Source organism: Teichococcus aerofrigidensis, assembly GCF_054073225.1.
In genome coordinates, this window is the sequence record NZ_JBSXMU010000006.1 from 19,928 (window position 1) to 45,778 (window position 25,851).

At 70.6% G+C, this 25,851-nt stretch carries 23 protein-coding genes; 16 read left to right on the forward strand and 7 right to left on the reverse strand.

Translation table 11 applies throughout. The features are described from left to right. Positions 1-7 precede the first annotated feature (7 nt). Positions 8-742 (reverse strand): triose-phosphate isomerase, encoded by a 735-nt coding sequence (gene tpiA, locus ACVMLK_RS02950; protein WP_457485614.1) that lies wholly within the window; start codon positions 740-742, stop codon positions 8-10. Positions 743-879: 137 nt separating this feature from the next. On the opposite strand from tpiA, the gene ACVMLK_RS02955 reads away from it, so the two are divergent. The 8 genes from ACVMLK_RS02955 (at position 880) to lexA (ending at position 9,559) form a co-directional block, all read left to right on the forward strand. Then, positions 880-2,778: a SurA N-terminal domain-containing protein gene (locus tag ACVMLK_RS02955; protein WP_457485575.1), complete on the forward strand. Its 1,899-nt coding sequence runs from the start codon at positions 880-882 to the stop codon at positions 2,776-2,778. Next, positions 2,775-4,280, forward strand: a complete 1,506-nt coding sequence (trpE, locus tag ACVMLK_RS02960; RefSeq protein ID WP_457485576.1) for an anthranilate synthase component I — start codon at positions 2,775-2,777, stop codon at positions 4,278-4,280. Before ACVMLK_RS02955 ends, trpE begins: the two co-directional genes overlap by 4 nt. 168 nt (positions 4,281-4,448) lie before the next feature. Next, positions 4,449-5,051 carry an anthranilate synthase component II gene (locus tag ACVMLK_RS02965; protein ID WP_457485577.1) on the forward strand — a complete coding sequence of 201 codons (603 nt, stop codon included), beginning with the start codon at positions 4,449-4,451 and terminating at the stop codon, positions 5,049-5,051. After that, positions 5,051-6,082, forward strand: coding sequence for an anthranilate phosphoribosyltransferase (gene trpD / locus ACVMLK_RS02970; protein ID WP_198367764.1), 1,032 nt, complete (start codon positions 5,051-5,053; stop codon positions 6,080-6,082). Before ACVMLK_RS02965 ends, trpD begins: the two co-directional genes overlap by 1 nt. Positions 6,083-6,162: 80 nt before the next feature. Beyond that, positions 6,163-6,969 (forward strand): indole-3-glycerol phosphate synthase TrpC, encoded by an 807-nt coding sequence (gene trpC / locus ACVMLK_RS02975; RefSeq protein WP_422923932.1) that lies wholly within the window; start codon positions 6,163-6,165, stop codon positions 6,967-6,969. Next, complete coding sequence (gene moaC / locus ACVMLK_RS02980; protein ID WP_457485578.1) at positions 6,969-7,454, forward strand: cyclic pyranopterin monophosphate synthase MoaC; 486 nt, start codon at positions 6,969-6,971, stop codon at positions 7,452-7,454. The genes trpC and moaC overlap by 1 nt, the downstream gene beginning before the upstream one ends. After that, a complete protein-coding gene (locus tag ACVMLK_RS02985) occupies positions 7,451-8,659 on the forward strand; it encodes a molybdopterin molybdotransferase MoeA (protein ID WP_457485579.1) in 1,209 nt (402 codons plus the stop codon). The genes moaC and ACVMLK_RS02985 overlap by 4 nt, the downstream gene beginning before the upstream one ends. 150 nt (positions 8,660-8,809) lie before the next feature. Further along, positions 8,810-9,559 carry a transcriptional repressor LexA gene (gene lexA / locus ACVMLK_RS02990; protein WP_457485580.1) on the forward strand — a complete coding sequence of 250 codons (750 nt, stop codon included), beginning with the start codon at positions 8,810-8,812 and terminating at the stop codon, positions 9,557-9,559. Here the strand turns inward: lexA and ACVMLK_RS02995 are convergent. Beyond that, on the reverse strand, positions 9,516-11,681 hold the full coding sequence (locus ACVMLK_RS02995; protein WP_457485581.1) for a ComEC/Rec2 family competence protein: 2,166 nt from the start codon (positions 11,679-11,681) through the stop codon (positions 9,516-9,518). The two genes, lexA and ACVMLK_RS02995, sit on opposite strands and share 44 nt — an antisense overlap. A 153-nt stretch (positions 11,682-11,834) precedes the next feature. Here ACVMLK_RS02995 and gltX point away from each other — a divergent pair, with 153 nt between their 5' ends. Next, positions 11,835-13,241: a glutamate--tRNA ligase gene (gltX, locus tag ACVMLK_RS03000; RefSeq protein ID WP_457485582.1), complete on the forward strand. Its 1,407-nt coding sequence runs from the start codon at positions 11,835-11,837 to the stop codon at positions 13,239-13,241. 50 nt (positions 13,242-13,291) lie between these two features. After that, positions 13,292-14,029: a DUF6065 family protein gene (locus ACVMLK_RS03005; protein ID WP_370592066.1), complete on the forward strand. Its 738-nt coding sequence runs from the start codon at positions 13,292-13,294 to the stop codon at positions 14,027-14,029. 4 nt (positions 14,030-14,033) lie between these two features. Here ACVMLK_RS03005 and ACVMLK_RS03010 read toward each other — a convergent pair whose 3' ends face one another. Next, on the reverse strand, positions 14,034-15,377 hold the full coding sequence (locus tag ACVMLK_RS03010; protein ID WP_457485583.1) for an ATP-binding protein: 1,344 nt from the start codon (positions 15,375-15,377) through the stop codon (positions 14,034-14,036). Between the two features lie 46 nt (positions 15,378-15,423). Beyond that, positions 15,424-16,200, reverse strand: a complete 777-nt coding sequence (locus ACVMLK_RS03015) for a response regulator (protein ID WP_198367756.1) — start codon at positions 16,198-16,200, stop codon at positions 15,424-15,426. 146 nt (positions 16,201-16,346) lie between these two features. Between ACVMLK_RS03015 and ACVMLK_RS03020 the strand changes: the two genes are divergently transcribed. The 6 genes from ACVMLK_RS03020 (at position 16,347) to ACVMLK_RS03045 (ending at position 22,884) form a co-directional block, all read left to right on the forward strand. After that, positions 16,347-16,991, forward strand: coding sequence for a DNA-3-methyladenine glycosylase family protein (locus ACVMLK_RS03020; RefSeq protein WP_457485584.1), 645 nt, complete (start codon positions 16,347-16,349; stop codon positions 16,989-16,991). Between the two features lie 62 nt (positions 16,992-17,053). Next, the gene (locus ACVMLK_RS03025) at positions 17,054-18,235 is read left to right on the forward strand and encodes an aminotransferase (protein ID WP_457485585.1); all 1,182 of its coding nucleotides are present in this window, start codon (positions 17,054-17,056) and stop codon (positions 18,233-18,235) included. Between the two features lie 93 nt (positions 18,236-18,328). Beyond that, positions 18,329-19,579 (forward strand): ABC transporter substrate-binding protein, encoded by a 1,251-nt coding sequence (locus ACVMLK_RS03030; RefSeq protein ID WP_422923918.1) that lies wholly within the window; start codon positions 18,329-18,331, stop codon positions 19,577-19,579. 7 nt (positions 19,580-19,586) lie between these two features. Further along, entirely contained in the window at positions 19,587-21,437 is a 1,851-nt protein-coding gene (locus ACVMLK_RS03035; RefSeq protein ID WP_457485586.1) for an ABC transporter permease, read from the forward strand. Next, positions 21,434-22,183 (forward strand): ABC transporter ATP-binding protein, encoded by a 750-nt coding sequence (locus tag ACVMLK_RS03040; protein ID WP_457485587.1) that lies wholly within the window; start codon positions 21,434-21,436, stop codon positions 22,181-22,183. Before ACVMLK_RS03035 ends, ACVMLK_RS03040 begins: the two co-directional genes overlap by 4 nt. After that, positions 22,183-22,884 (forward strand): ABC transporter ATP-binding protein, encoded by a 702-nt coding sequence (locus ACVMLK_RS03045; protein WP_457485588.1) that lies wholly within the window; start codon positions 22,183-22,185, stop codon positions 22,882-22,884. The genes ACVMLK_RS03040 and ACVMLK_RS03045 overlap by 1 nt, the downstream gene beginning before the upstream one ends. An 11-nt stretch (positions 22,885-22,895) precedes the next feature. Here ACVMLK_RS03045 and ACVMLK_RS03050 read toward each other — a convergent pair whose 3' ends face one another. From ACVMLK_RS03050 to ACVMLK_RS03060, 3 genes are all read right to left on the reverse strand, one after another. After that, positions 22,896-23,045 (reverse strand): hypothetical protein, encoded by a 150-nt coding sequence (locus ACVMLK_RS03050; protein WP_198367749.1) that lies wholly within the window; start codon positions 23,043-23,045, stop codon positions 22,896-22,898. 228 nt (positions 23,046-23,273) lie between these two features. Continuing rightward, positions 23,274-24,599 carry an aspartate aminotransferase family protein gene (locus ACVMLK_RS03055; protein WP_422923913.1) on the reverse strand — a complete coding sequence of 442 codons (1,326 nt, stop codon included), beginning with the start codon at positions 24,597-24,599 and terminating at the stop codon, positions 23,274-23,276. Continuing rightward, complete coding sequence (locus ACVMLK_RS03060) at positions 24,596-25,624, reverse strand: phosphotransferase (RefSeq protein ID WP_457485589.1); 1,029 nt, start codon at positions 25,622-25,624, stop codon at positions 24,596-24,598. The genes ACVMLK_RS03055 and ACVMLK_RS03060 overlap by 4 nt, the downstream gene beginning before the upstream one ends. Positions 25,625-25,851: the final 227 nt, after the last annotated feature.

Below are 25,851 nucleotides of genomic sequence, written 5' to 3' on the forward strand. Positions count from 1 at the left end.
CCGGACCTCAGACGGCCCCGGCAATTCCCAGGAAATCCTCCGCCTTCAGGCTGGCGCCGCCGACCAGGGCACCATCCACATGCGGCAGAGCCAGGATGGCCTGCGCGTTGCCGGGCTTCACCGAGCCGCCATAGAGAATGCGCAGCGCCGCGCCGGCCTCGCCGAAGCTCTGCTCCAGCTCGGCGCGGATGCGGGCGTGCATGGCGGCGATGTCGGCCTCTGTCGGGGTACGACCGGTACCGATGGCCCAGACCGGCTCATAGGCCACCACGCCCCCCGCCGCGGCGAAGCCGGCGGGCAGGCTGCCGGCGAGCTGGCCGGCCACGACCGCTTCCGCCTCGCCGGCGAGCCGCTGCGCCTCGCTCTCCCCGACACAGACCACCGGCACCAGCCCCTCGGCCAGCGCCGCCTCGGCCTTGGCCTTCACCACCGCGTCGCTTTCGCCATGATCGGCACGGCGCTCGGAATGGCCCAGGATGACGAAGCGGGCGCCGACATCCTTCAGCATGGGCGCGGAGACGTCGCCGGTATGCGCGCCCTTGGCGTCCGCATGACAGTCCTGGGCGCCCAGCGCGACGTGGCTGCCGCGCAGGGCCTCCGAAACCGCCGCCAGATGCGGAAAGGGCGGACAGACCAGGAGGTCGGCCCCGGCGGCAGGACCGGCGGCCACGCCACGGGCCAGGGCGGTGGCCTCGGCCAGGGTGCCGTGCATCTTCCAGTTTCCCGCGATCAGCGGCCGCACGCCTGGGGTCATGTCCTGCTTTCCTCTCCGGTCCAGCGTCGTGGAATTATGCCCTGCCGCGCTACAGGGGCCGGCGGCGTTTGGCAACCGGGCGCCTTTTGCCTATGGTCCGCCGGCCTCCACCGCTGCGGAATACGATGCTCACTGCACTGCGCCGCCTCGCCGGCACCTGGTTCGCCAAGGGTCTCTTCGTCCTTCTGATCCTCTCCTTCGCCATCTGGGGCATCGAGGACGTGGTTCGGAACTTCGGCAACGACACCGCCGTCGCGCGTGTCGATGGCGAACCCATCGAGCTTCCCGAAGCTCAGGAAACCGCCCGGCGGCAGCTCGCGCAGATGCAGCGCCAGCTCGGCAGCGGCTTCGACATCACCCCGCAGATGGCGCAGGCCGTCTCGCGCCAGGCCGTGGAAAGCCTGGTGATGCAGCGGGTGCAGTTGCGGGAGGCGGAGCGGCTGAGCATCGCCGTGCCCGAAGAGGCGGTGCGCGACTACGTCTTCGGTATTCCCGCCTTCCAGGGCACGGATGGCCGGTTCAGCCGCGCCCTGCTCGACAACTTCCTGCGCAGCAACGGCCTGACCGAGCCGGCTTTCCTCTCGTTGCTGCGCGCCGATCTGCGCCGCCAGCAGCTCGTCGGCGCCGTCCGTGCCGGCGCCGCCGGCCCCGACGCGCTGACCAGGCCCCTCCTGGCCTGGCAACGGCAGGAACGCGTGGCGCAGGTCGTCCGGCTGCCGCTCGCCGCCGCCGCCGAGCCGGCCGAGCCGGATGAGGCGCAACTCCACCGCTTCCATGAAACCCATCCCGAGCGCTTCTCGGCGCCGGAGTATCGCCGCGCGGTGATCGCCGTCCTGTCTCCCGATGTCCTGGCGTCGGAGATCGACCCGACCGAGGAGGAACTTCAGGCGGCCTTCGAGACACGGCGCGGCCAGTACGAGAAGGCGGAGCGGCGGAGCATCGAGCAGGCGCTCCTGCCCAGCCGCGAGCAGGCTCTGGCCATTGCCGGCGTCTGGCGCGCGGGCGCGGACCTTCCGGCGATCGAGGCGGCCGCGCAGGCCGATGGCGGCCAGGCCCTGGCGCTGGGCGAGGTCGACCGGGCCGGGCTGCCGGTGCCCGAACTGGCCGAGGCCGCCTTCGCCCTGCCGGAAGGCGGCATCAGCGAGCCGGTGCAGAGCGCCTTCGGCTGGCACGTTCTCAAGGTGACCGCCATCGTGCCGGGCGAGAGCGTCACCCTGTCCCAGGTGCGCGATCAGCTTCGCCGCGAATTGCAGCACGAGCGGGCGGCGGACCTCGCCTATGACCGCGCCAACCAGGTCGAGGACGCCCTGGCCGCCGGCACCTCCCTGGCGGACGTCGCGCGCCGCTTCGGCCTCTCCGTGACCGAGGCCAGGCTGGACGCCAACGGCCGTGACCCGGACGGCACCTCCGTCGCCCTGCCGCTCGAGGGAGGCCCGAAGGACATCGTCCTGCGCGCCCTCTTCGCCGCCGAGCAGGGCCAGCAGCCCCGGCTGGCCGAGGCCGGTCAGGCCGCCCTCTTCGCCTTCGATCTCCAGGAGGTGACGCCGGCGGCGCTGCGCCCCTTCGAGACGGTGCGCGATGCGGTCCATGCCGCCTATCTCGTGGATGCCCGCCGCCGGGCGCAGGAGGAAAGGGCCTCCGCCCTGCTCGCCGCGGTCGAGGGCGGCAAGCCCCTGGCCGAGGCCGCCCGGGAGGCCGGCCTGGCCTTCCAGACCGTCGGCCCCTTCGGGCGCGATCCGCAGCGCGCGCCGCAGACCTTGCCGCCGGAGCTGTTGCAGCCGATCTTCGCCGCGGGACTGAACGGCGGCACCATGGCCGAGACCATCGACGGCTTCGCCGTGGCGCAGGTGCAGCGCATTCTGCCCTATGACCCGGACAGCGACGCCCTGGCTCTGGGCCAGGTCCGCAGCGCGGTGGAACAGGCCATGCTGGGCGATCTGGAGGCGCAGTTCCTGGATGCTTTGCGGGCCCGGACCCCGGTGTCCTACAACGAAGCCGTGGTGGGACAGGTCAGCGCCCGATGAGCCTTTCGGCCAACCCGGATTTCGAGGAGTTCGCCGCGGCCCTGGCGGCTGGGAGAGGTCAGGTGCTGTCGCGCGAGCGCGTCGCCGACCTGGACACGCCGGTCGGGGCCTATCTCAAGCTGGTGCAGGGTCAGGCCCCCGCATTCCTGTTCGAGAGCGTCGAGGGCGGCGCGGCGCGGGGCCGCTACTCGGCGATCGGCCTGGCACCGGACCTGATCTGGCGCTGCCGCGACGGCAAGGCCGAGATCAACCGGCATGCCCTCTCCGCGCCGCATGCCTTCCAGCCGGATGACAGGACGGTCCTGGACAGTCTGGAGGACGCCATCGGACAGGCGCGGCTGCCGCTGCCGCCGGCGCTGCCGGCCATTGCGGCCGGGCTCTATGGCTATCTGGGCTATGACATGGTCCGGCACATGGAGGCCCTGCCGGCCCTCAAGCCGGATGTCCTCGGCATTCCCGATGCGGTGATGATGCGCCCCACCCTCACCGTGGTGTTCGATCACGTTCGGGACACGCTGACGCTGTGCGCGCCGGTCTATCCCGGGCAGGACCCGCGCGATGCTTGGAACGCGGCCATGGCCCGGCTCGACGAGGCCGAGGCCGCCCTGGACCGCCCCCTGCCGCGCCCCGCCCCCGCCGCCCGCCTGCCGGCGCTGCCGGAACCGGCCAGCAATTTCAGCCGCGAGGATTTCCTGGCCGTCGTGGAGCGGGCCAAGGAGTATATCCGCGCCGGCGACGTCTTTCAGGTCGTTCCCAGTCAGCGCTTCTCGGTGCCCTTCGGCCTGCCGCCCTTTGCGCTCTATCGGGCGCTCCGGCGCATCAACCCGGCGCCCTTCCTCTTCTTCTTCGATTTTGGCGGCTACGCCGCGGTCGGCGCCAGCCCCGAGATCCTGGTCCGGCTGCGGGATGGGGAGGTCACCGTCCGCCCCCTGGCGGGCACACGCCCGCGCGGCGCCACGCCGGAGCAGGACAGGGCCCTGGAGGCCGAACTGCTGGCGGACGAGAAGGAGCGGGCCGAGCATCTGATGCTGCTCGATCTCGGCCGCAACGATGTGGGCCGGGTAGCGCGCATCGGCTCCGTCCGCGTCACGCAGAGCTTCACCATCGAGCGCTACAGCCAGGTCATGCATATCGCCAGCGAAGTCCGCGGCAACGCGCGTCCTGGCGTCGGCCCCCTGCAGGCGCTGGCGGCGGGCTTCCCCGCCGGCACCCTTTCCGGGGCGCCCAAGGTCCGCGCCATGGAGATCATCGAGGAGCTGGAGCCCTCGCGCCGTGGCCTTTATGCCGGCGGGGTTGGCTATTTCAGCGCCGGCGGCGGCATGGACACCTGCATCGCCCTCCGTACCGCCCTGGTGAAGGACGGGGTCATGCATGTCCAGGCGGGTTGCGGGGTGGTGGCGGATTCCGATCCGGTCGCGGAGTTCGAGGAAACCCGCGCCAAGGCACGCGGCCTGTTCCGCGCCGCCGAGGAAGCCGTCCGATTTGCTGCGGATCGGCGCTAGCGATGGCCGGCAGAGCTCTGTTCTTCAAGAAAAATCGATGGCCATAGCCGGGGCGAACAGCGCGCCCCGGCCATCTTTTCCGCGCGCGGGGCGCGCATTTGTCGCGGATTGTCTGAGGCGACCACCCCTTCGAGGTGGTGCCCGGACCGGAGAACGGGTCGCGAAGCCATGATCCTCCTGATCGATAACTACGACAGCTTCACCTTCAATCTCTATCACTTCCTGGGCGATCTTGGCGCCGAGGTCGAGGTTCGCCGGAACGATGCCGTGACGGTGCAGGAGGCGATGGCCCTGCGGCCGGAAGCCATCCTCCTCTCGCCCGGCCCCTGTACGCCCAACGAGGCGGGCCTCTGCCTGCCGCTGATCGACGCCGCCGCCGCGGCTCGGCTTCCGCTCCTGGGTGTCTGCCTCGGGCACCAGGCCATCGGCCAGGCCTTCGGCGGCATCGTGGAACGCGCCCCGGCTCCCGTCCACGGCAAGGTCTGGCCGATGCACCACCGGGGCACGGATGTCTTCGCCGGCCTGCCCGACCCCTTCCCCGCGACGCGCTACCACTCCCTGATCGTGCGCCGCGACGGGCTGCCCGCCGCGCTCGAGGTCACCGCCTGGACCGAGGACGGGCTCATCATGGGCCTCGCTCATCGTGACCTGCCGATCTGGGGCGTGCAGTTCCACCCCGAGAGCATCGCCAGCGCACACGGGCATGACCTATTGCGGAACTTCATCGACATGGCCGGCATCCGCCTGCCGCCCCGGCACCAGGCCGCGTGATGGCGCAGTCCCTCAAGCCCGTCCTGGCCCGGCTGGCGCTGGGTGAGCGTCTCGCCGAGAGCGAGGCGGAGCAGGCCTTCGGCATCATCATGGAGGGCGAGGCCACGCCCGCGCAGATCGCCGCCCTGCTGATGGCGATGAGGGTCCGCGGTGAGACCGTCGCCGAGATGACCGGTGCGGTGCGCGCCATGCGGGCCCGCATGATCGCCGTCGAGGCCCCCGCGAATGCCATCGATCTGGTGGGAACGGGCGGTGACGGCGCGGGCACGCTGAACATCTCGACCGCCGCCGCCATGGTGGTCGCGGCCTGTGGCGTCCCGGTCGCCAAGCACGGCAACCGCGCCCTCTCCTCGCGCTCCGGTGCCTCCGATGCCTTGTCGGCGCTGGGGATCAATCTCGATGCCCCGCTCGCCGCCCTGCCCGCCATCCTGCGCGAGGCCGGCATGGTGTTCCTGATGGCGCCCCGTCATCATGCGGCCCTGCGCCACGCCGCAGGCCCGCGAATGGAGCTCGGCACCCGCACGATCTTCAATCTGCTGGGCCCCCTCACGAGCCCGGCGCGGGTGAAGCGCCAGATGACCGGCGCCTTCGCGCCGCAGTGGTTGCGCCCCATGGCGGAAACCCTGCTGCGGACCGGCAGCGAGCGGGCCTGGCTGGTCCATGGCCAGGGGCTGGATGAGCTGACCCTCTCGGGGCCCAGCCAGGTGGTGGAGCTGGAGGACGGACGCATTCGCGAGTTCACCCTCGCGCCCGCCGATGCGGGACTCCCGGAAGCGCCGGTGGAGGCCCTGAAAGGCGGCGACCCGGCCGAGAACGCCGTGGCGCTGGAAGAGCTGCTGCGGGGTGCCACGGGCGCCTATCGGGACTGCGTGTTGCTGAATGCCGCGGCGGCGCTCATCGTCGCCGGTGTCGAGACCGATCTGCGGGAGGCCGCGGCCCGGGCCGGCCGGGCGGTCGACGACGGATCGGCCCTGCAGGTGCTGGAACGCCTGCGCCGGGCGACGGCCTTGCCTGAAACCCGGCCGGACTGAGGGGCCTTCCCCGTGACGCTGTCCATCCTGCCTCCTGGCCTGCCTCCCGGCCTGCCACATCCGCCTTCGAGGAAAGCCCCATGAACACCGAGGCCCTGCCCGACACCCTGCTGCGCATCCTCTCCGACAAGACGTCGGAGATCCGCGAGCGGGCGGCCAGCACGCCGCTTTCCGAACTGGAGGGGCGCGTGCGTGACGTGGGCAAGCCGCGCGACTTCACGGGCGCGCTGTTCGCGGCGGTCGCGGAGGGGCGCATCGGCCTGATCGCCGAGATCAAGAAGGCCTCGCCCTCCGGCGGCCTGATCCGCGATCCCTTCGATCCGGTCGGCCTGGCCAGGGCCTACGAGTCCGCCGGGGCGGCCTGCCTGTCGGTACTGACCGATGGCCCCCACTTCCAGGGCAGCCCGGCCGATCTGGTCATGGCGCGCGGGGCCTGCGGACTGCCGGTGCTGCGCAAGGACTTCATGATCGACCCCTATCAGGTGTTCGAAGCACGGGCGATGGGCGCGGACTGCATCCTGCTGATCCTGGCCGCCCTGTCCGACGAGCAGGCCAGGGAGCTGGAGGACGCCGCGCGCAGCCTGGACATGGCGGTTCTCGCCGAGGTGCACGACCGCCATGAGCTGGAACGGGCGCTCGGCCTCCGCACCCAGCTGATCGGCGTGAACAACCGGAATCTGCGGAGCCTGAAGACCGATCTGGCGACGGCGGAGGAGCTGGTTCCGCTGATCCCGCCCGATCGCATCCCGGTCGCCGAGAGCGGACTGCGCGACGCAGCCGATGTCCGCCGCATGGCGGCGGCGGGCGCCCGCTGCATTCTGGTGGGCGAGCATCTGCTGCGCCAGGCGGATGTCGCCGCGGCCGCCCGCGCCATGGTCCAGGCCTGATGCCGCCCCCGCCCGCCCTGACCCATTTCGACCCGGAGGGCCGGGCCGTCATGGTCGATGTCTCGGCCAAGCCCGACACCGTGCGGATCGCGCTCGCGCGCGGCTGCGTCCGGATGGCCGCCGAGACCCTGGCCGCCATCGGCGCGGGACGGATGAGCAAGGGCGACGTGCTGGGCGTGGCCCGTCTGGCCGGGATCATGGCCGCCAAGCGGACGGCCGACCTGATCCCCCTCTGCCACCCGCTGGCCCTGTCATCGGTGCGGATGGACTTGCGGCCCGAGGGGGAGACGAGCCTGCTGATCGAGGCGGAGGTCAAGACCACCGGCCCGACGGGCGTGGAGATGGAGGCGCTGACGGCGGTGAGCGTCGCGGCCCTCACGGTCTATGACATGTGCAAGGCGATCGACCGGGGCATGACCATCGAGGGCATCGGCCTGCTGCGAAAGGAAGGCGGTCGGTCGGGGCGCTGGGAGGCCGCGCCGTGATCTCGGTCGAGGAGGCGCGGGGCCGCATCCTGGCCGGCCTGCGGCCGACCGGTGCGGAAACGGTGGCGCTGGCCGAGGGCTGGGGGCGCGTGCTGGCGGCGGCGGTCGTCGCCCGGCTGACCCAGCCGCCAGCCGATGTCTCCGCCATGGACGGCTACGCCCTGCGCTCCGAGGATGCGCGGGAAGGCGGCATGCTGCGGGTGATCGGCGCGGCGCCGGCCGGGCATCCCTATCAGGGCAGGATCGGACCCGGCGAGGCGATCCGCATCTTCACCGGCGGTCTGCTGCCCCCCGGCGCCGATACCATCCTGTTGCAGGAGGATGCGGAGGTCCTGGACGGCCAGGTGCGGATGCGCGAAGCGCCCCGGAAGGGCCGGTGGATTCGCGAGGCGGGGCTGGATTTCCGCACCGGCGATGTCCTTCTGACGCCCGGCCGTCGCCTTTCCGCGCGGGATATCGGACTCGCGGCGGCATCGAATCACGCCTGGCTCACGGTGCATCGGGCACCGCGCATCGCCATCCTGGCGACGGGAGACGAGATCGTGCTGCCGGGCGAGCCGGTGCCGGCGGGTGGGATTGTCTCATCCAATGCCCATGCCCTCGCCGCGCTGGTCCGCGCCGGCGGTGGAGCACCGTTGATCCTGCCCATCGCCGGGGATGATCGCGAGGCCATCGGCCGGGCGGCTGTCGATGCCGCCAGGGTTTGCGACATCCTGGTCACCACCGGGGGCGCCAGCGTCGGCGAGCATGACCTGATCCAGCCCGCCCTGGAGCCCCATGGCTTCCGCCTCGACTTCTGGAAGATCGCCATGCGGCCGGGCAAGCCACTCATCTGGGGCCATCTGGCGGGCACGCCGCTGCTGGGGCTTCCGGGAAATCCGGTCTCGGCCATTGTCTGCGCGCTGCTGTTCCTGTGGCCGGCGACGATGGTCCTGTCCGGCCTGCCGGCGGCCGCCCCTCCCTTCCGGATGGCCATGCTGGCGGACGATCTTCCCGCGAATGACCGGCGCGAGGACTATATGCGCGCGGATCTGTCCCGCGACGGGGAAGGCCGGTTGATCGCGCGGGCGGCATCGCGGCAGGACAGTTCCATGCTGCGAACCCTCTCCGCCTCCGGCGGCCTGCTGCGGCGCCCGCCGCATGCGCCGGCCCTGCAAGCCGGCGCGATGGTCGAGGTGCTGGTGCTGGACGAGTTCGGGATCTGAGCCGGGCAACTGCGCGGCTCCTTCAGAAATTCAGCCAAGCCTCGGATTTCAGGGCATTTGCCCGTTGACCGCGAATGCGGAACTTTCGTAGAACATCGTGGACGGTCGCGCTTTGTTCGCTGCCGCCTCACTGGTTCCGGGAGCCGCCCTATGCTGACGCGCAAGCAGCACGAGTTGCTGATGTTCATCGACCGGCATCTCCGGGACACCGGTTTCTCTCCCTCCTTCGAGGAGATGAAGGAGGCCCTCAAGCTGCGCTCCAAGTCGGGGATCCACCGCCTGATCACGGCCCTGGAGGAACGTGGCTTCCTGCGGCGGCGCGCCCACCGCGCGCGTGCCCTTGAGGTCATTCGCCTTCCCGAGAGCGCGATGGCCGGACCGCGCATGGCGGCCGAACCCGCTGCGGCGCGGGCGGAGGCGCCGCGCCCGGCCTTCTCGCCCCCGGCCTTCTCACCCAATGTTATCCGCGGCAATTTCGCTTCCAATCTGCCCGGCGTCCCGCGCGCCCCTGACGCGGCCGCGGTGCACCTGCCGCTCTATGGCCGCATCGCCGCCGGCCAGCCGATCGAGGCCCTGCGCGACCAGGGGACCAGTGTCGAGGTGCCTACCGCCCTGCTCGGGAACGGCGAGCACTATGCTCTGGAGGTCGCTGGCGATTCGATGGAGGGGGCCGGCATCCTGGATGGCGACACGGTCATCATCCGCCGTGACGAGACGGCCGATACTGGATCCATCGTGGTGGCCCTGGTCGACGACGCCGAGGTGACGTTGAAGCGCCTCCGGCGCAAGGGCAACTCGATCGCGCTCGAAGCCGCCAATCCGCGCTACGAGACCCGTATCTTCGGACCCGACCGGGTCAAGGTCCAGGGGCGCCTGATCGGTCTGCTTCGGCGCTACTGACGCCCAGGGGCTTGTTCTCCTGGCGCCGTTCCCCGGCCGGGCGCGGCGGCCGGGGAACCCAGGGGCGGTCGCCGCGCCATTCACGGTCCGAGAGGATGCGCGCTCCACCAGGCTCCAGCCAGATGGCGTGCGATCCGTCGCGCCAGACACTGAAGCGGTCGACGACCGGAATGCCCTCGCAGCGGCCTCGGATGGGCTCGGGGGAGATCAGTACGGCCGCCTCCTGGCCGCAAGCCGGAGCGGCTGTCACCGGCGGCGCCGTCTCGCCACGGCGGGTCCGGGCCGGCTTCAGCAGCAACGCCGCCCTGCTTCCTTCCCGCGGCTGAAACCGGCAGATCAGGCCGGCGCATGGCAGGAGCGCGTCATCACCGGCGGTTTTGTCGGAATAGGGCTCGGCTTCGTCCTCTCCCCAGCCTCGAAGCCAGCTGTCACGGATGAAATTCGACGCCCCGCTGGCACGGTGGAGGACGACGGCTCCATCGGTACGAAAGGCGATGAGGCGGGCATCGGCGGAAACCAGCACGTCCGGCGGCGCGGTCCAAAAGGAAGCGCACAGGCCGGTGGCGATCAGCGGAAGGCCAAGGCAGCGCCAGCGGCTCCGCCACAGGCACAACCAGATCATGCCGAAACTCGTCAGGGCCAGGGCCCAGGCCGGCATGGGGCGGGCCAGGAGAGCCGCGCCCGGCCAGCTGGCGACCGTGCGCGCGACCCACAGCACGACCTCCACGCCCCATCCCATCACCGCCAGCGGCCAGCTTTCGAGATGCAGCGGCATCAGCGCGGCCGCGGCCAGGGCGGCGGGCATGATGAGAAAGGAGGTCACCGGCACGGCGAGCATGTTGGCGACGACGCCATAGAGCTGGATGCGGCCGAAATGGAACAGGCCGAAGGGCAGCGTGGCCAGCGTCGCCAGAACCGAGGTCAGCACCGAGCCCATGAGAATCAGAAGGGGTCGTCGCCACCATTCGGCGCTGCGTCGCCAGCGGGTCATCCAGCCGGCCGTCGCTTCCGCGCCCGCGACCAGGGCCATGACCGCGGCGAAGCTCATCTGGAAGGAGGGGCCCAGCACGGCCGCCGGCTGGATCAGCATCACCGCCACGGCCCCGAGCGCCAGGGCCCGCATGGAGAAGACGCGGCGGCCCAGCAGGACGGCCAGCGTCATCAGGGCCGCCGAGGCGAAGCTGCGCTGCATCGGAACCTGGAACCCCGTCAGGGCCAGATAGCCCAGGCCCAGCAGGAGGGCGGCCGGCGCCGCCAGCAGCCTGCCGTCATGGCGCAGCGCGAGCCAGGGCCAGAACGCGATGGCACAGCGGGCCACGCCGAATCCCAGCCCCATCACGATGGCGATGTGCAGGCCCGACACCGACAGCAGATGGGCCAGACCGGAGTCCCGCATCGCCGCCATGGCCTCCGGTGCGATGGCGCTCTGTCCTCCCGTGATCAGGGCCGCCGCGATGGCGCCCACGGACCCCGGCAAGGCGGTGGCCACCCGCTGCTCCATGCTGGCCCGCAGGGTGGCGAAGACCGGTGCCCGATCCGCCTCCTGCAGCCGCTCCGCCGACCCGATGGCGAAGCCCGAGCCGCCTAGGCCCGAGAAGTAGGCGTCGCGCTGGAAGTCCCAGGCCCCCGGATAGGCGGGAGCGGAAGGGGCGCGCAGCAGGGCCCGCACCCGCAGCCGGTCCCCTGGGGAGGGGTGGAGGGGATCGTCCTTCCGCAGCCGCAGGCGGATGTCGCGCGGCAGGGTCCCTGGCCCTTCATCCAGCATCACGCCGGAGAGGGTGACACGAAGTCCTTGCGGCAGGGTCTGCACGGTCTCGACACTGCCCGTGACGATGACCGCCTTGCCGGGAAGCATCAGGGGCGCCGGAAGCGCGCTGGCGTGCCAGGCCGCGACGGCATAGCCCGTGGTGATCATGAGACCCAGGGCGGCGGGCCATGCCCAGGCCGGATGCCGCCGGAGGGCAAGCAGGAGAAGCGCCACAAGGGGCGGCAGCAGGAGAACGGCCCGCGCGGGCTCCGTGGACCGCGCGAAATAGCCGACGATACCGGCCCCCATGCCCACCGGCAGCCAGAGGGGAAAGGCGCGCCACTCCTGCTGCAGGATGACGGCGAGCATGTTCATCCCGCGCGCAAGCAGGCCTGGCCGGAGCCGATCGGAGTCCGGGCCGGGCAGGATTTCAGGATTAAGATCTAGCGCCATTCTTCAACCATGGCGCGCACTCTACAGCGGAAGGCGGTGGTGCTAGAAGGACGGCCTGAAGGAATTGACCGAGCCATGACCGTACGCACCCGTTTCGCCCCTTCCCCGACCGGGTATCTGCACATCGGGGGAGCCCGCACCGCTCTCTTCAACTTCCTCTTTGCCCGCCATCACGGCGGCCAGTACCTCCTGCGCATCGAGGACACGGATCGTCAGCGCTCCACCCCGGAAGCCGTCCGGCAGATCCTGGAGAGCCTGGACTGGCTGGGCCTGCAGCCCGACGAGCCTCCCGTGATGCAGACCGCGCGGGAAGCCCGGCATGCCGAGGTGGCCCGCATGCTGCTGGCGGCCGGCAAGGCCTATCAGTGCTTCTGCACCCCGGAGGAGCTGGCGCAGATGCGGGAGAAGGCCGCCGCCGAGGGCCGCCCGCCTCGCTATGATGGCCGCTGGCGCGACCGCGACCCGGCCGAGGCGCCGGCCGGCGTCCGGCCCGTCATTCGCGTCAAGGCGCCGCGCGAGGGCGAGACGGTGATCCAGGACCTGGTCCAGGGCGAGGTCCGGGTGCAGAACAGCGAGCTGGATGACATGATCATCCTGCGCTCCGATGGAACGCCGACCTATCTGCACGCCGTCGTCGTCGACGACCATGACATGGACATCACCCATGTCATCCGGGGTGACGACCACCTGACCAATACCTTCCGCCAGGTCATGGTCTATGACGCCATGGGCTGGCGCCGGCCGCACTTCGCCCATATTCCGCTGATCCATGGCGCCGATGGCGCCAAGCTGTCCAAGCGGCATGGCGCCGTGGGGGCGCTGGAGTTCCGGGATCAGGGCTTCCTGCCGGAGGCGGTCTGCAACTACCTGCTGCGCCTGGGATGGGGCCATGGCGACGAGGAGTTCGTGCCCCGGGAACGGGCCATCGCGCTCTTCGACCTGAAGGATGTCGGCCGCGCGCCGAGCCGGATGGACTATGCCAAGCTGACGCATCTGAACGCCCAGTATCTGCGGCAGATGGACGCCGGGGCCGTGGCCGGCAAGGTGCTGGAGATCCTCGCGCACCGGCCCTCGATCAGCTTCGGCACCGAAGGCGCCGAGCGCGTCCGCCTGCTGATGCCCGATATCCTCCCGCGCGCCCGCACCCTGGTCGAGGCGGCCGACATGGCGGCCTTCGCCGTCGCCAGCCAGCCGCTGACGATGGAAGCCAAGGCCGCGGCATTGCTGACCGACGAGGCGAAGGCGCGGCTGAAGGATCTCGCGATCTTCCTCACCGATGCGCCCTGGGAGCGCGCCGACCTGGACAAGTGGCTGCGGGACTATGCCGAGGTGAAGGGCCTCAAGCTCGGCGCCGTGGCGCAGCCGCTGCGCGCGGCGCTGACCGGCAGCACGCAGTCTCCGCCCATCGACGCGGTGCTCTTCGCGCTGGGCCGCGCGGAATCCGTCTCCCGCATGCTGGCGGCGGCGGGCGACGAGGGCTGAGACGGCACAGGGATACCGGATCTTAAGCCGGGGCGATCCATCCTGCGGGCATGTCCGTGAACGAGATGCCCCGCAGGCTCATCGCCTACCAGACAGGCCCCGCCCTCCCGGGCCTGCGCCCCGCCTCCGCCCGGCGGGGCTGGATGGACGAGACCCCGAATGGCTTCGCCTACCGCTGCCTGCCCATGACCGTGGCCAATGCCCATGGCTGGGAGGTCATCGGCGACACGGCCTTCGAGGCGTGGTGGAATGGCGGAAGCCGCAAGACCGACATCGTCATTCGCCCGCTGGGCGGTGGCGCCATCCGGCCGATGAGCCATTTCGGTTCGGGCATCCTCACCTTTCCCATCGATGCCCTGCTGCGCACGGAGCCTGGGATCGGCCTCTGGGTGTCGGGGCCTCCGAACAGCCCGAAGGATGGCATCATGCCATTGTCGGGGCTGGTCGAGACCGACTGGGCACCGATGACCTTCACCATGAACTGGCGTTTCACCCGGCCTGACCATGTCATCCGCTTCGAGGCCGGTGAGGCGATCTGCTTCTTCTTCCCGCTCGATCGTGGGCTGATCGGCCGGCACCAGCCGCAAAGCCGCCCCATCACCGAGGACGCCGCGCTGGAGGCGGCTCATCGAGGATGGCGGCAGGGCCGCCGCGCCTTCAACGAGGCGCTTCACGAGGAAGGCAGCCCCGAGCGGGCGAAGGGTTGGCAGAAGGATTATCATCGTGCGCCGGGCATTGCCGACCACATGACCAAGCCTCGGGTACTGCCCTTCCCGCCCCTTCCCTAGAGTGTCAGGCCGGCAATGTCACCAGGGCGGTGATGCCGCCCGTGGCGCGGTTGCTGAGCACCACGTCGCCGCCGTGGGCGCGGAGGATATTGCGCGCGATGGGCAGGCCGAGGCCTGTGCCACCGGTCTCCCGGTTCCGGCTCACCTCCAACCGGCGGAACGGCTGGAACACCGCCTCCAGCGATTCGGGCGGAATGCCGGGCCCCTCGTCCTCGACGCGGAGATGGAGGGTTCCGGTCTCACTTGGCGCCTCAAGCCGGATGCAAGCCGTCGCTCCGTAGTTCAGCGCATTTCCGACAAGATTGGCGAGAGCGCGCTTGAGGGCGATCGGCCGGCCGCGGATCCGCAGGCGCTCGGGCCCTTCGTAGCGGATGGCCTCGGGCGGCAGTTCCGGCCTGGCATCGGCGGCCTCGTCGAGCACGGTGCGGCAGAGCGCCGCGAGGTCGAGCGGCACCGAGGGCTCGGCCGTGGCCTCGTCCCTCGCGAAGGCCAGGGTTTCGTTGACCATGGATTCCATCTCGTCCAGGTCGGCCAGCATCTTCCGGCGCTGCTCGTCATCCTCCAGGAACTCCGCCCGCAGCCGGAGCCGGGTGATCGGGGTCCGCAGATCATGCCCCATGGCGGCCAGCATCTGGGTCCGGTCGCTGACGAAGCGGCGGATCCGCTCGGCCATGGTGTTGAAGGCGCGCGCCGCGGTGGCCACCTCCAGCGGCCCCTCCTCCGGGAGGGGCGGCGCGTTCACGTCGCGGCCGAGGGCCTCGGCGGCCCGCGCCAGCGCCGAGACAGGGCGGGTCAGGCGGCGCGTAGCGATCAGGATCAGGGCCAGCGCGGCGCCGGTCATCAGGAAGAAGGCGACCAGGAAGGTTTGCGAATGCCAGGGCCGGGGCGGCGGAACGGCCATGCGAAGATTGAGCCAGGGCCCGTCCGGCAGTTGCAGGGAGAGCAGAAGGCTGCCGGGCCGGCTGCCCCCCGCCACCTTCACATCCACGGGGCGGGTGACACGGGCGGCGCCGATGATGAACTGCGGCTGGAACAGTTCGAGGGAGGCGGCCGAAGGGCGGGGCATCCCCAGCCGAACGGCCGGCATGGCCGAAAGCTCGACCTGAAGGCCCACGGGCAGGTCCAGATCGCCGAGCACGGCCTCGCGCAGCATCGGCGGCGACAGCATCGCCGCCCTCCAGGCACCCCCGGCACGCGCGGTGATCTCCCGCGACAGCGCGAAACGCTGAAGATCGACGCGATCGAGGGCATGGATCGTCAGGCCGGCCGCCTGCACCGCCATCAGGGCCAGCGTCAGGAAGAAGGCGGTCCGGCCCGCCAGGCTGCGGGGCAGCAGACGGCGGATCACCCCGGACTCTCGGAGCCGGGACTCGCAGGTCCGGGGCGGGGCCGGATCAACGGGCCATGTCCAGATCGCCCGTCGGCGCCGGGCTGTTCTCCATCCCGCGGTCGCCCAGCTTCTCGACGGTCGCCGCCAGGACATATCCGCCACCGCGCACGGTCTTGATCAGGCTTGGATTGCGTCCGTCATCCTCCAGCTTCCGGCGGAGCCGCGAGACGGCGACATCGATGGCGCGGTCGAACGGCCCTGCCTGACGGCCGCGCAGCAGGTCCATCAGCATATCGCGGGTGAGCACCCGGTTCGGCCGCTCCACCAGGACCATCAGCAGCTCGTACTCGCCACCGGTCAACGAGACTTCCACGCCGTCCTGGTTCAGCAGGCGGCGGCGCGCCGGTTCCAGGGTCCAGCCGGCGAAGCGGATGGCCTTGGCCGGCGGCTCCTGCTGCCCCAGCCCCTCGCCGCTGGCGCGGCGCAACACGGCCCGGATGCGCGCCAGCAGTTCGCGCGGATTGAAAGGCTTGGCCACATAATCGTCGGCGCCGAGCTCGAGGCCGACGATGCGGTCCGTCTCCTCGCTCATCGCCGTCAGCATGACGATCGGAACATCGCTCTGGCTTCGCAGCCAGCGCGCGAAGTCGAGACCTGATTCGCCCGGCAGCATCAGGTCCAGCACCACCAGATGGTACCGCCCGAGCGGCCAGAGCCGGCGGGCTTCCCGGGCATCGCGGGCGGCGGTCACACGGCAGGACTGCCGCTCGAGGAACTTCGAGAGGAGGTCGCGGATCTCCCGATCGTCATCGACGACCAGGATATGCGGAGGCGGTTCCATGACTTCGACCATAACCGTGATATGGCAACGCTGCCTGGCTGTCATGTTACAGGCTTTTTCCGGCCGGCGCTCTGTTGCGCTTCGTTTCACTTCGTCGGCGGGATGCGTATTCCCAGGCGCCGGCTGTCATCCATCGGAGGGATGCCATGAGTGTGACCCCGATTCCGCCCTGGGCGCGGAGCGGCATCGCCGAGCTGTGCCGCCGGGATCCCGCCTTCCTGCGAGTCGAGGCCGAGGCCGGTCCACTGGTCTGGCGAACGCGCCCGCAGGGCTTCGCCGGCCTCGTGCGCACCCTTTTCGGGCAGCAGATCAGCCACAGGGCCGCCGGCGCCATCTGGTGCCGCTACGCGGCACTCCCGAGGTCCCTGGACCCGGAAGGCTCCCTCCAACTGAATGACGAGCAGCTGCGCGCCGCCGGATTGTCGCGCAACAAGGTGGCGCACCTGCGCAGCCTGGCGGCTGCCTGCCTGTCCGGCAGCCTGCGTCTGGATGCCCTTCCCGCCATGGCGGATGACGTGGCGCTGGCTCATCTCGCGGCGCAACGCGGTCTGGGACCATGGACGGCGCAGGTCTACCTGCTGTTCGCCGAGCAGCGGGCGGACATCTTCCCCTACGGAGATGTCGCCCTGGCGGCCAGCCTTCAGCACCTCAGGGGCCTTCCGGACCGTCCCGCCTCCAGGCAGTTGCTGGTTCTCTCCGGGGAATGGACGCCCTGGCGTTCCCTGGCGGCGCGGCTGCTCTGGCAGCACTGGCGGCATGCGCGGGGGCGCCCTCTCGCCGACGCGGATTGATCGCCGGGAAGCGCTCGGGGCGGGTTTGCGGAAGGCCGGGGCCGTGACACTCTAGACGGACCATGCCAAGCCCAAGCCTGTCGCCGCGCGTCGGCGCCACCGCAGCGCCGCCTATTCCCGCAGCCCGCTCCTGGGCCGCGCGCTATTCCGGCGGCGCCGGCCCCGCCATCGACCTGACTCAGGCGGTGCCGGGCTATCCGCCTCCCGATGCCCTGTTGGAGCGGCTGGCCCACGCCGCTGGCGACGCCACCTTCGCAGGCTACGGCCCGATCGACGGGGAGCCGGCCTTGCGGGAGGCTCTGGCGGAGGATCTGTCCCGCTTCTACGGCGCCCCCCTCGGGGCCGGCTCCGTCGCCATCACCGCGGGCTGCAACCTCGCCTTCACCATGGTCATGACCGTCCTGGCCGGCACCGGCGAGGCGGTGATGCTCCCGACACCCTGGTACTTCAATCACCGGATGGCCCTGGAACTCCTCGGCATCGCCGCACAGCCTTTCGAGACACGCGCCGAGGATGGCTTCGTGCCCGATCCCGAACGGCTGGAGGCCGCGCTGACGCCGCGGACGCGTGCCGTGGTGCTAGTCTCGCCGAACAATCCCACGGGCGCCGTGTATCCGCCGGAGATCATCGCGCGCATCGCGGGAATGTGCCGGAGGCGGGGCATCTGGCTGGTGATCGACGAGACCTATCGGGACTTTCTGCCCTCCGGCGCCGCACCGCATGCGCTGTTCCATGACCCCGACTGGCAGGATGGGATGGTGCATCTCTATTCCTTCGCCAAATCCTATTGCATTCCGGGACATCGGGTGGGGGCGATTGTCGGCGGTGGCGCCTTCCGGGAGCAGCTCCTGAAGCTGCTGGACACCTTCCAGATCTGCGCGCCGCGTGCCGCGCAGTCCGCGCTCAGCTGGGCCGTGCCGGCGCTGACCGATTGGCGCGCGGGCAACCGGCGCCTGATGGCCCACCGCGCGGAAGCCTTCCGCCAGGCCATGGCGGGCCTCCCGGACTGGCGCATCGATGCGCAGGGCGCCTACTTCGCCTATCTCCGCCTGCCAGAACACGGCCCGGACGCCATGGCCGTGGCCGAGACGCTGGCTGCCGAACGAGGCCTGCTGACGCTCCCCGGCCCTTTTTTCGGACCTGGCCAGTCACGATACCTGCGGGTCGCCTTCGCCAATGCGGGCGAGCCCAGCCTCGCCGCGGTTCCGGGACGTCTCGGGATGAAAGATCCTCTGGTAGCCTAAGAGAGAGATCGCGATGCCCGCGTGCGGGCATCCATCGCGGACATCGAGAGCAGAAGCGCCAGATACCGGCGACTGTCCAGAGGAATGGAGATCATGCACCGTTTCACCGCCCGCACGCCCCGGTCAGGGGTCGCCGTCCCCCGCCGGCCGCTCCTGGCGGCCATGGCGCTGGGAGGCCTGGCCTCTCCCGGCATCCTTCGCGCGCAGACCGCCGCCATCCGTATCGGCGAGATCAATTCCTATACCGCCCAGCCGGCCTTCCTCGGCCCCTATCGCAATGGCTGGCTGCTGGCGCAGGAACAGGTCAATGCCAATGGCGGCATCCATGGCCGCCCGCTGGAGACCGTGTTCCGCGACGATGCCGGCAAGCCGGAGGACGCCGTGCGCATGGCCGGCGAGTTGGTGAGTTCCGAGCGGGTGGCGCTGCTGGCGGGCGGCTATCTTTCCAATGTCGGGCTGGCCCTCGCGGATTTCGCCCTGCAGAACAAGACGCTCTATGCCGCGAGCGAGCCCCTGACTGATGCCCTCGTCTGGTCGAAGGGCAACCGCTACACATTCCGGCTGCGGCCCAGCACCTATATGCAGGCCGCCATGCTGGTGGAGGAAGCGGCCAAGCTCCCGATCAGGCGCTGGGCGACCATCGCGCCCAACTACGAGTACGGGCAATCCGCGGTCCGCTGGTTCCGCGAGTTGCTGTCCCGGAAGCGGCCGGATGTGGAGTTCGTCGGCGAGCAGTTCCCGGCGCTCGGCCGCATCGAGGCCGGCTCGACCGTGCAGGCCCTGGAGCGGATGCGGCCGGAGGGCATCTTCAACGTCACCTTCTCCACCGACCTGCTGAACTTCGTTCGCCAGGGCAACACCCGCGGCCTTTTCGAAGGGCGGAGCGTGGCCTCCATGCTCAGCGGCGAGCCCGAGTATCTCGAGCCGCTGGGCGAGGAATGCCCGGACGGCTGGATCGTCACCGGCTATCCGCGGGACGACCTCGACAATCCGGTCCATGTCGCCCTGCGCGAGGCCTATCGCGCCCGGTTCGGCGATCTTCCCCGCTGCGGGTCGATCGTCGGATACGATACGGTCCAGGCCATCGCCGCCATGCTGCGGAAGGCCGGCGGCACCGAGACGGAGGCCATGGTCGAGGCGTTCCGGGGCATCCGCTACCAGACCGGCTATGGCACGGGCGAGGTGGAGTTCCGCGCGCTGGACCATCAGGCCACGCTGGGCGCCTTCGTCGGCCGCACCAAGCTGGAGGGGCGGCGCGGCAAGATGGTGGACTGGCACTATGCCGACGGCGCCCGCTACCTGCCGGATGACGAGCAGGTGAAGGCCTGGCGCCCACAGGGGTAGCGGCGCGGTGGAAGCCCTGGCCCTCCAGGCGCTGAACGGCCTGGCCAGCGCCTCATCGCTCTTCCTGGTCTCGGCCGGGCTCACGATCATCTTCGGCGTCAGCCGGATCGTGAACTTCGCCCATGGCAGCTTCTACATGCTGGGCGCCTACCTGGCCTGGACGCTGACCAGCCAGGGTCCGCTGGCCGAATGGGGCGGCTTCTGGGGCTTCTGGGGCGCGGTGCTGCTGGCCGCCCTGGCGGTCGGGGTGATCGGCGCCGCGGCGGAGGTGCTGGTCCTGCGCCGCGTCTATCAGGCGCCGGAGCTGTTCCAGTTGCTGGCGACCTTCGCCCTTGTCCTGGTGGTGCAGGACCTCGCGCTGCTGCTCTGGGGCGCGGAGGACAAGTTCGGCCCGCGCGCGCCGCTGCTGCGGGGCGCGGTGGAGATCCTCGGCCTGCGCTTTCCTCGCTATGAGCTTTTCATGATCGTCGTCGGACCGGTGGTGCTCGGCCTGCTCTGGCTGCTCCTGCACCGGACGCGCTTCGGCATCCTGCTGCGCGCGGCGACGCAGGACCGCGAGATGGTGGCGGCGCTGGGTGTCGATCAGCGCCGGCTCTTCACAGGTGTGTTCTTCCTGGGCGCGGCCCTGGCCGGGCTGGCCGGCGCGCTGCAACTGCCGCGCGAGGCCGTGACCCTGCACATGGACATGGCCATCATCGTCGAGGCTTTCGTGGTCGTCGTCGTCGGTGGGCTGGGCAGCCTGCCCGGCGTCTTCCTGGCCGCGCTGCTGATCGGCGAACTGCACGCCTTCGGCATCCTGGCCTTTCCGCGCATCACCCTTGTGCTGGTCTTCCTGGTGATGGCGGCCGTGCTGGTCCTGCGCCCCTATGGCCTGCTGGGCAGGCGGCCCTCCGGCCTCCAGCCCGCCGCGCCAATGGCCGCGCCGCTTCCCCCGCCCTCTGGCAGGCGGCAGCGGGTCCTGGTGACACTCCCCGCCGCCGTGGTCCTGCTGCTGCTGCCTCCCTTTCTCGGCGACTACGCCCGCATCCTGCTCACCGACTTCGCCGTCTTCATCCTCTTCGCCGCCAGCCTGCACTTCATCATGGGCCCGGGGGGCATGGCGAGCTTCGGACATGCGGCCTATTTCGGCGCTGGCGCCTACGCGGCGGCCCTGCTGGCGCGGCACATGGGCGCGCCGATGGAGGTCGGCCTCGCCCTGGCGCCCTTCGCCGCCGGGCTGGTCGGGCTGCTCTTCGGCTGGCTCTGCGTGCGGCTCAGCGGGGTCTATGCCGCCATGCTCACCCTGGCCCTGGCGCAGATCGCCTGGAGCATCGCCTTCCAATGGGTCGAGGTGACGGGGGGCGACAACGGCATCCTGGGCGTCTGGCCCAGTGACTGGGCCAAGGACCGGCTGAGCTTCTGGTATCTCGCCCTGCTCCTCTGCGGCCTCGGGACCTGGCTCCTGCGCCGCGCGATCCGCGCGCCCTTCGGCCTGGCCCTGCGCGCGCAACGGGACTCGCCCCTGCGCGCGGAGGCCGTCGGCCTCGACGGCTTCCGCCTCCGCTGGCTGGGTTTCGCCCTCGCGGCGGCCATGGCCGGGCTGGCCGGAGCGGTCTTCGCCTATGGCAAGGGGAGCGTCTTCCCCTCGTTCCTGGGCATCCCGCGCAGTGTCGACGCCCTCGTCATGGTGCTGCTCGGCGGTGTGCAGACCCTCAGCGGGCCGATCCTGGGGGCCGTCGCCTATATCGGCCTGCAGGACCAGCTGGCCCGCGTCACCGATCTGTGGCGCCTGCTGCTGGGGCTCGTCATCCTGGCCCTGGTGCTGTTCTTTCCGCGCGGCCTGGCGGGCGCGATCGCGCGGCCGGAGCCAAGGGCATGAGGCCGGTGCTGGAGGCGGCCGGGCTGACCAAGCGCTGGGGCGGTATCCAGGCCGTGGACGGTGTGTCCTTCGCCCTCGCGCCGGGCGAGATCCTGGCGCTGATCGGGCCCAATGGCGCGGGCAAGTCCACCTGCTTCAACATGCTGAACGGCCAGATCCGCCCGGATGGCGGGCGGGTGCTGCTGCGGGGCCAGGATGTCACGGGGCTGCCGCCGCGGCGGATCTGGCGCCTCGGCGTCGGCCGCACCTTCCAGGTCACCGCGACCTTCGCCTCCATGAGCGTGCTGGACAATGTGCGGCTGGTGCTGCTCTCGCACCACCGGCGGCTGTTCCGGTTCTGGCGGCCGGCCTCCGATCTGTTCGGGGAGGAGGCTCTGGCGCTGCTGGAGCGTGTCGGCATGGCCGGGCAGGCCGGGCGGATCAGCGGCATCCTCGCCTATGGCGACCTCAAGCGGCTCGAGCTGGCCATGGCGCTGGCGCATGCGCCGAGCCTTCTGCTGATGGACGAACCCACCGCCGGCATGGCACCCGCCGACCGGCTTGAGATGATGGCGCAGATGGTCGGGGTCGCGCGCCGATCCGGGATCGCCGTCCTGTTCACAGAGCACGACATGGATGTGGTCTTTGCCCATGCCGATCGCCTGCTGGTCCTGGATCGTGGCCGGCTGATCGCCGAGGGGCCGCCCGAGGCCGTGCGCCGGGACCCGCTGGTGCGGGACGTCTATCTGGGGCAAGGCCTCGGCTGATGCTGGAGGTCGCGCAACTCCACGCCCATTACGGGCGGGCCCATATCCTGCACGGGCTGTCCTTCCACGTCGGCGAGGGCGAGGTGGTCTGCCTGCTCGGCCGTAACGGCGCCGGCAAGAGCACCAGCCTGAAGGCCGTCATGGGCCTGCTCCGCCCCAGCACCGGCCGGGTCCGCTTCCGGCGGCAGGAGCTGGCCGGGAAGCCCCCCCATGCCATCGCCCGGTCCGGCCTGGGCTACGTGCCCGAGGAGCGCCGCATCTTCGCGGAACTGACGGTGCTGGAGAATCTGGAGGTCGGGCGCAGGCCCGCCGCGCCGGGCCTGCGGCCCTGGACCGTGGAGCGGCTTTTCGAGCTTTTCCCGAGCCTGGCGGCCCTGCGCCACCGCCCTGGCGGCCGGATGAGCGGCGGGGAACAACAGATGCTCACCATCGCCCGCACCCTGATGGGCAATCCGAGCCTGCTCCTGCTGGACGAGCCCTCGGAAGGACTGGCTCCCGTGGTGGTGGAGCGCATCGCCGCCACGCTGCAGGCCCTGAAGGCTGAGGGGCTTTCGATCCTGCTCTCGGAGCAGAACCTGGCCTTTGCCGGGGCCGTCGCCGACAGGGCCTATATCCTGGAGACGGGACATATCCGCCACGAAGGCCCGATGCGCGAGATCATGGCCGATACCGGCCTGCGCGCCCGCTACCTTTCCGTCTGAGCCACGGCGCCCTACAGCAGCCAGATGGCCAGGCCGGCGGCGAACCAGCCTGCCGTCATTCCGAGAACGGTGCCCAGCATGATCTCCCGCGCCAGCGCCAAGCCGCGCCAGCGTGGCGCCGGGAAGGACGCGGACAGGGTTCGCCACCCTGTCCGCGCCATGCCGGGCGGCCCGGCTCTTCGCCGCCGGACATGCCAGGACGGGGAGACGCCGGTGGGGGACCACCGGCGGTTCCTGGTGAGCGGAGCGGCGGGAGAGAGGAACGGCATCGGCATGGGCTGATGCGAACATAGAGGGAACATGAAGGCAAGCATGAACTGCCCGGCCTTCGATCACATGTGAACAAACCATAAACCGGGCAAGGATCGCTCGTCGCCCCTTTCCCGGCCTCAGCCCGCTGTCACCTCCCCCAGCGCCGCATCCACCGCCTCCAGGAAGCGCTCCGCATGGTCCTGCCGGAAGACCAAGGGGGGGCGGATCTTGAGCACGTTCGCGGCCGGGCCGGCGGCGCTGATCAGCACGCGCCGCTCCCGCAGGGCGTTCACCAGCCGCGCCGTCTCGGCCGTGGCGGGGGTCTTGCGATCGCGGTCGCTGACCAATTCGACGCCGACGAAGAGGCCCGCCCCGCGGACATCGCCGATCAGCGCGTGGCGCCGGGCCAGCTGCCGCAGGCCATCCTGGAGGAAGGCGCCGGTGCGGCCGGCATTCTCGACCAGCCCCTCCGCCTCGATGACCTCCAGCACGGCCTGGCCGACCGCGCAGGAGACGGGATTACCGCCGAAGGTGTTGAAATAGCGTGTCTGCTCACCGAAACGGCGCAGCACCTCGGGCCTCGCCACCATGGCGGCGATCGGGTGGCCATTGCCCATGGGCTTGCCCATGGTGACGAGATCGGGAACCAGGCCGTGGCGCTGGAAGCCCCACATGCCGGTGCCGGTGCGGCCGAAGCCGGGCTGGACCTCGTCGGCGATGAACAGCCCCCCGGCCTCACGGATCGCGGCGACGGCCGGCGCCAGGAAACCGGCGGGCTCGGCGAAAACGCCGTCGCTGGAGAAGATCGTATCCACCAGCAGCGCCGCCGGGGTGATGCCATGGGCGCGCATGTCCGCGATGGCGGCCCGGACATGGGCGGCGAGCGCCTCGCCCACATCCTGCCCGGAGGAACGGTAGAGATCCGGCGCCGGAACGGTCCGGACATTGGCGCCGAGGGTGATGCTCTTGCCGAGCGAGGGCGACATCTCGGAGATCGCCACCGTCACACCATGATAGGCCAGCTCGGTGACGATGAAGCCGGTGCCGCCGGTGAAGCTGCGCGCCACCCGATAGGCGAGGTCGTTCGCCTCGCTGCCGGTGCAGGTGAACATGACCTGCGACAGTTCCGGCGGGAAGTGGCCGAGCAGCCTGTCGGCGTATTCCAGGATGCCGTCGTTCAGGTAGCGGGTGTGCGTGTTCAGCGTCGCCGCCTGCCGGGTCAGCGCCGCCACGACATGCGGGTGGCAATGCCCGACGCTGGCCACGTTGTTGTAGACGTCGAGATAGGCATTGCCGTCGGGATCATAGAGCCAGACCCCCTCGCCTCGGACCAGATGCACCGGATTGGCGTAGAACAGCCTGTAGGCCGGGCCGAGCAGGCGCTCCCGCCGCGCGATCATCTCCTTTTCCCGCGCGGGGATGCTGTTCGAGGCGCGCGCGTCATAGGCATTGATCATGCTCATGGGGTGTCCAGCCTTTCGCGGAGATAGAGCCGTGCCTCGTCCGGCGGCAGGGCGCCCAGGCGACGCAGGCCGGAGAGGCTTCGCGCGTAGTTGCGCAGGATGTAGTCGGCATTGGCGGGCTGCCGCGTGGCGCGCCAGCCGCTGATCGCCACCGAAACCACCAGCCGCGTGGCGATCAGGTCGGGCAGCACGTCGATCTCCTCCGGCACCAGCGGCAGGAGGGCATGATAGGCGGCGGCGAGCTGGGCCGGCGCCTCCAGGGGATGGCCTTCCGACGTGATCTGATAGGCGGCCGCCGTGGCCAGGTCCTGCACCAGCGGCGCCCGGACCATGTCGCCAAAGTCGATGATCCCCGCGATGCGGTCGTCCGCCCGCTCCTCGGTCAGGATGTTGTGCGGGTTGAAGTCGTTGTGGATGACCTGTGCCCGCAGCCGTGGCAGCCGCGGCAGCGCGCGCTGCTCGAAGCGGTCGAGCATGGCCGCGGCCAGGCCGCGATCGCCGATCTGCGGCAGGTGCCGGATCAGCGGACGCAGGCGCGCGGCCCGCTGGATGTCCCACATCAGCGGATGGCTTTCCGACGGGTGACGAAAGCCGCCGAGGCCCAGGTCCAGCCGGGCCAGGCATTCGCCGATGGCCTGTCGCTGCGCGGCGCCCGGTGGCGCCAGGTGCAGGGGGCGGCCGGGCAGGTAATCCAGCAACCGCAATCGGCGCGGCGGCGCTCCTTCCTCCTCCCACAGCGCCTCGGCGGCAGCCCCCGAGAGCGGCCTGTGCAGGCGGGGCACCGGCAGGTCCGGCGCCGCTTGCGCGAGATGCAGCAAGGCACGGCTCTGGAAATCGGAGACGCCGGGATCCTCGGCGGGGTGGATGACGCGCAACACGTACTCGGCCCCCGCCCCGTCCCGAAGATGGAAATTGCGGTCCCTTTCGCCACTGAGGGGCCGAGCCTCGGCTTCGAGGCCATAGAAGCGCGCCACCAGGGCTTCGGCCTGCTCTCCGGACACTTCCGGTGCGGTGGAGTCCAGCAAAGCTCCCAGTTCTTCCGCTGCCGTCACAACCACCTCTTCGCTTCTGCGGGCCGCCATGATGCGCCTTGCGAGGGCGGGCGCCAATCCGGGGCGCCCATCGGGGCGCCGGTTCGGAATTCCGAACGGCGGACAGGGCCCATGATCGCCGATCCGAACGCCCCAATGATGTGCTTGAAAAGAGTTTTCGCAATTTCAATTGACTAGGATGACGAACCCAACTGGCAAGC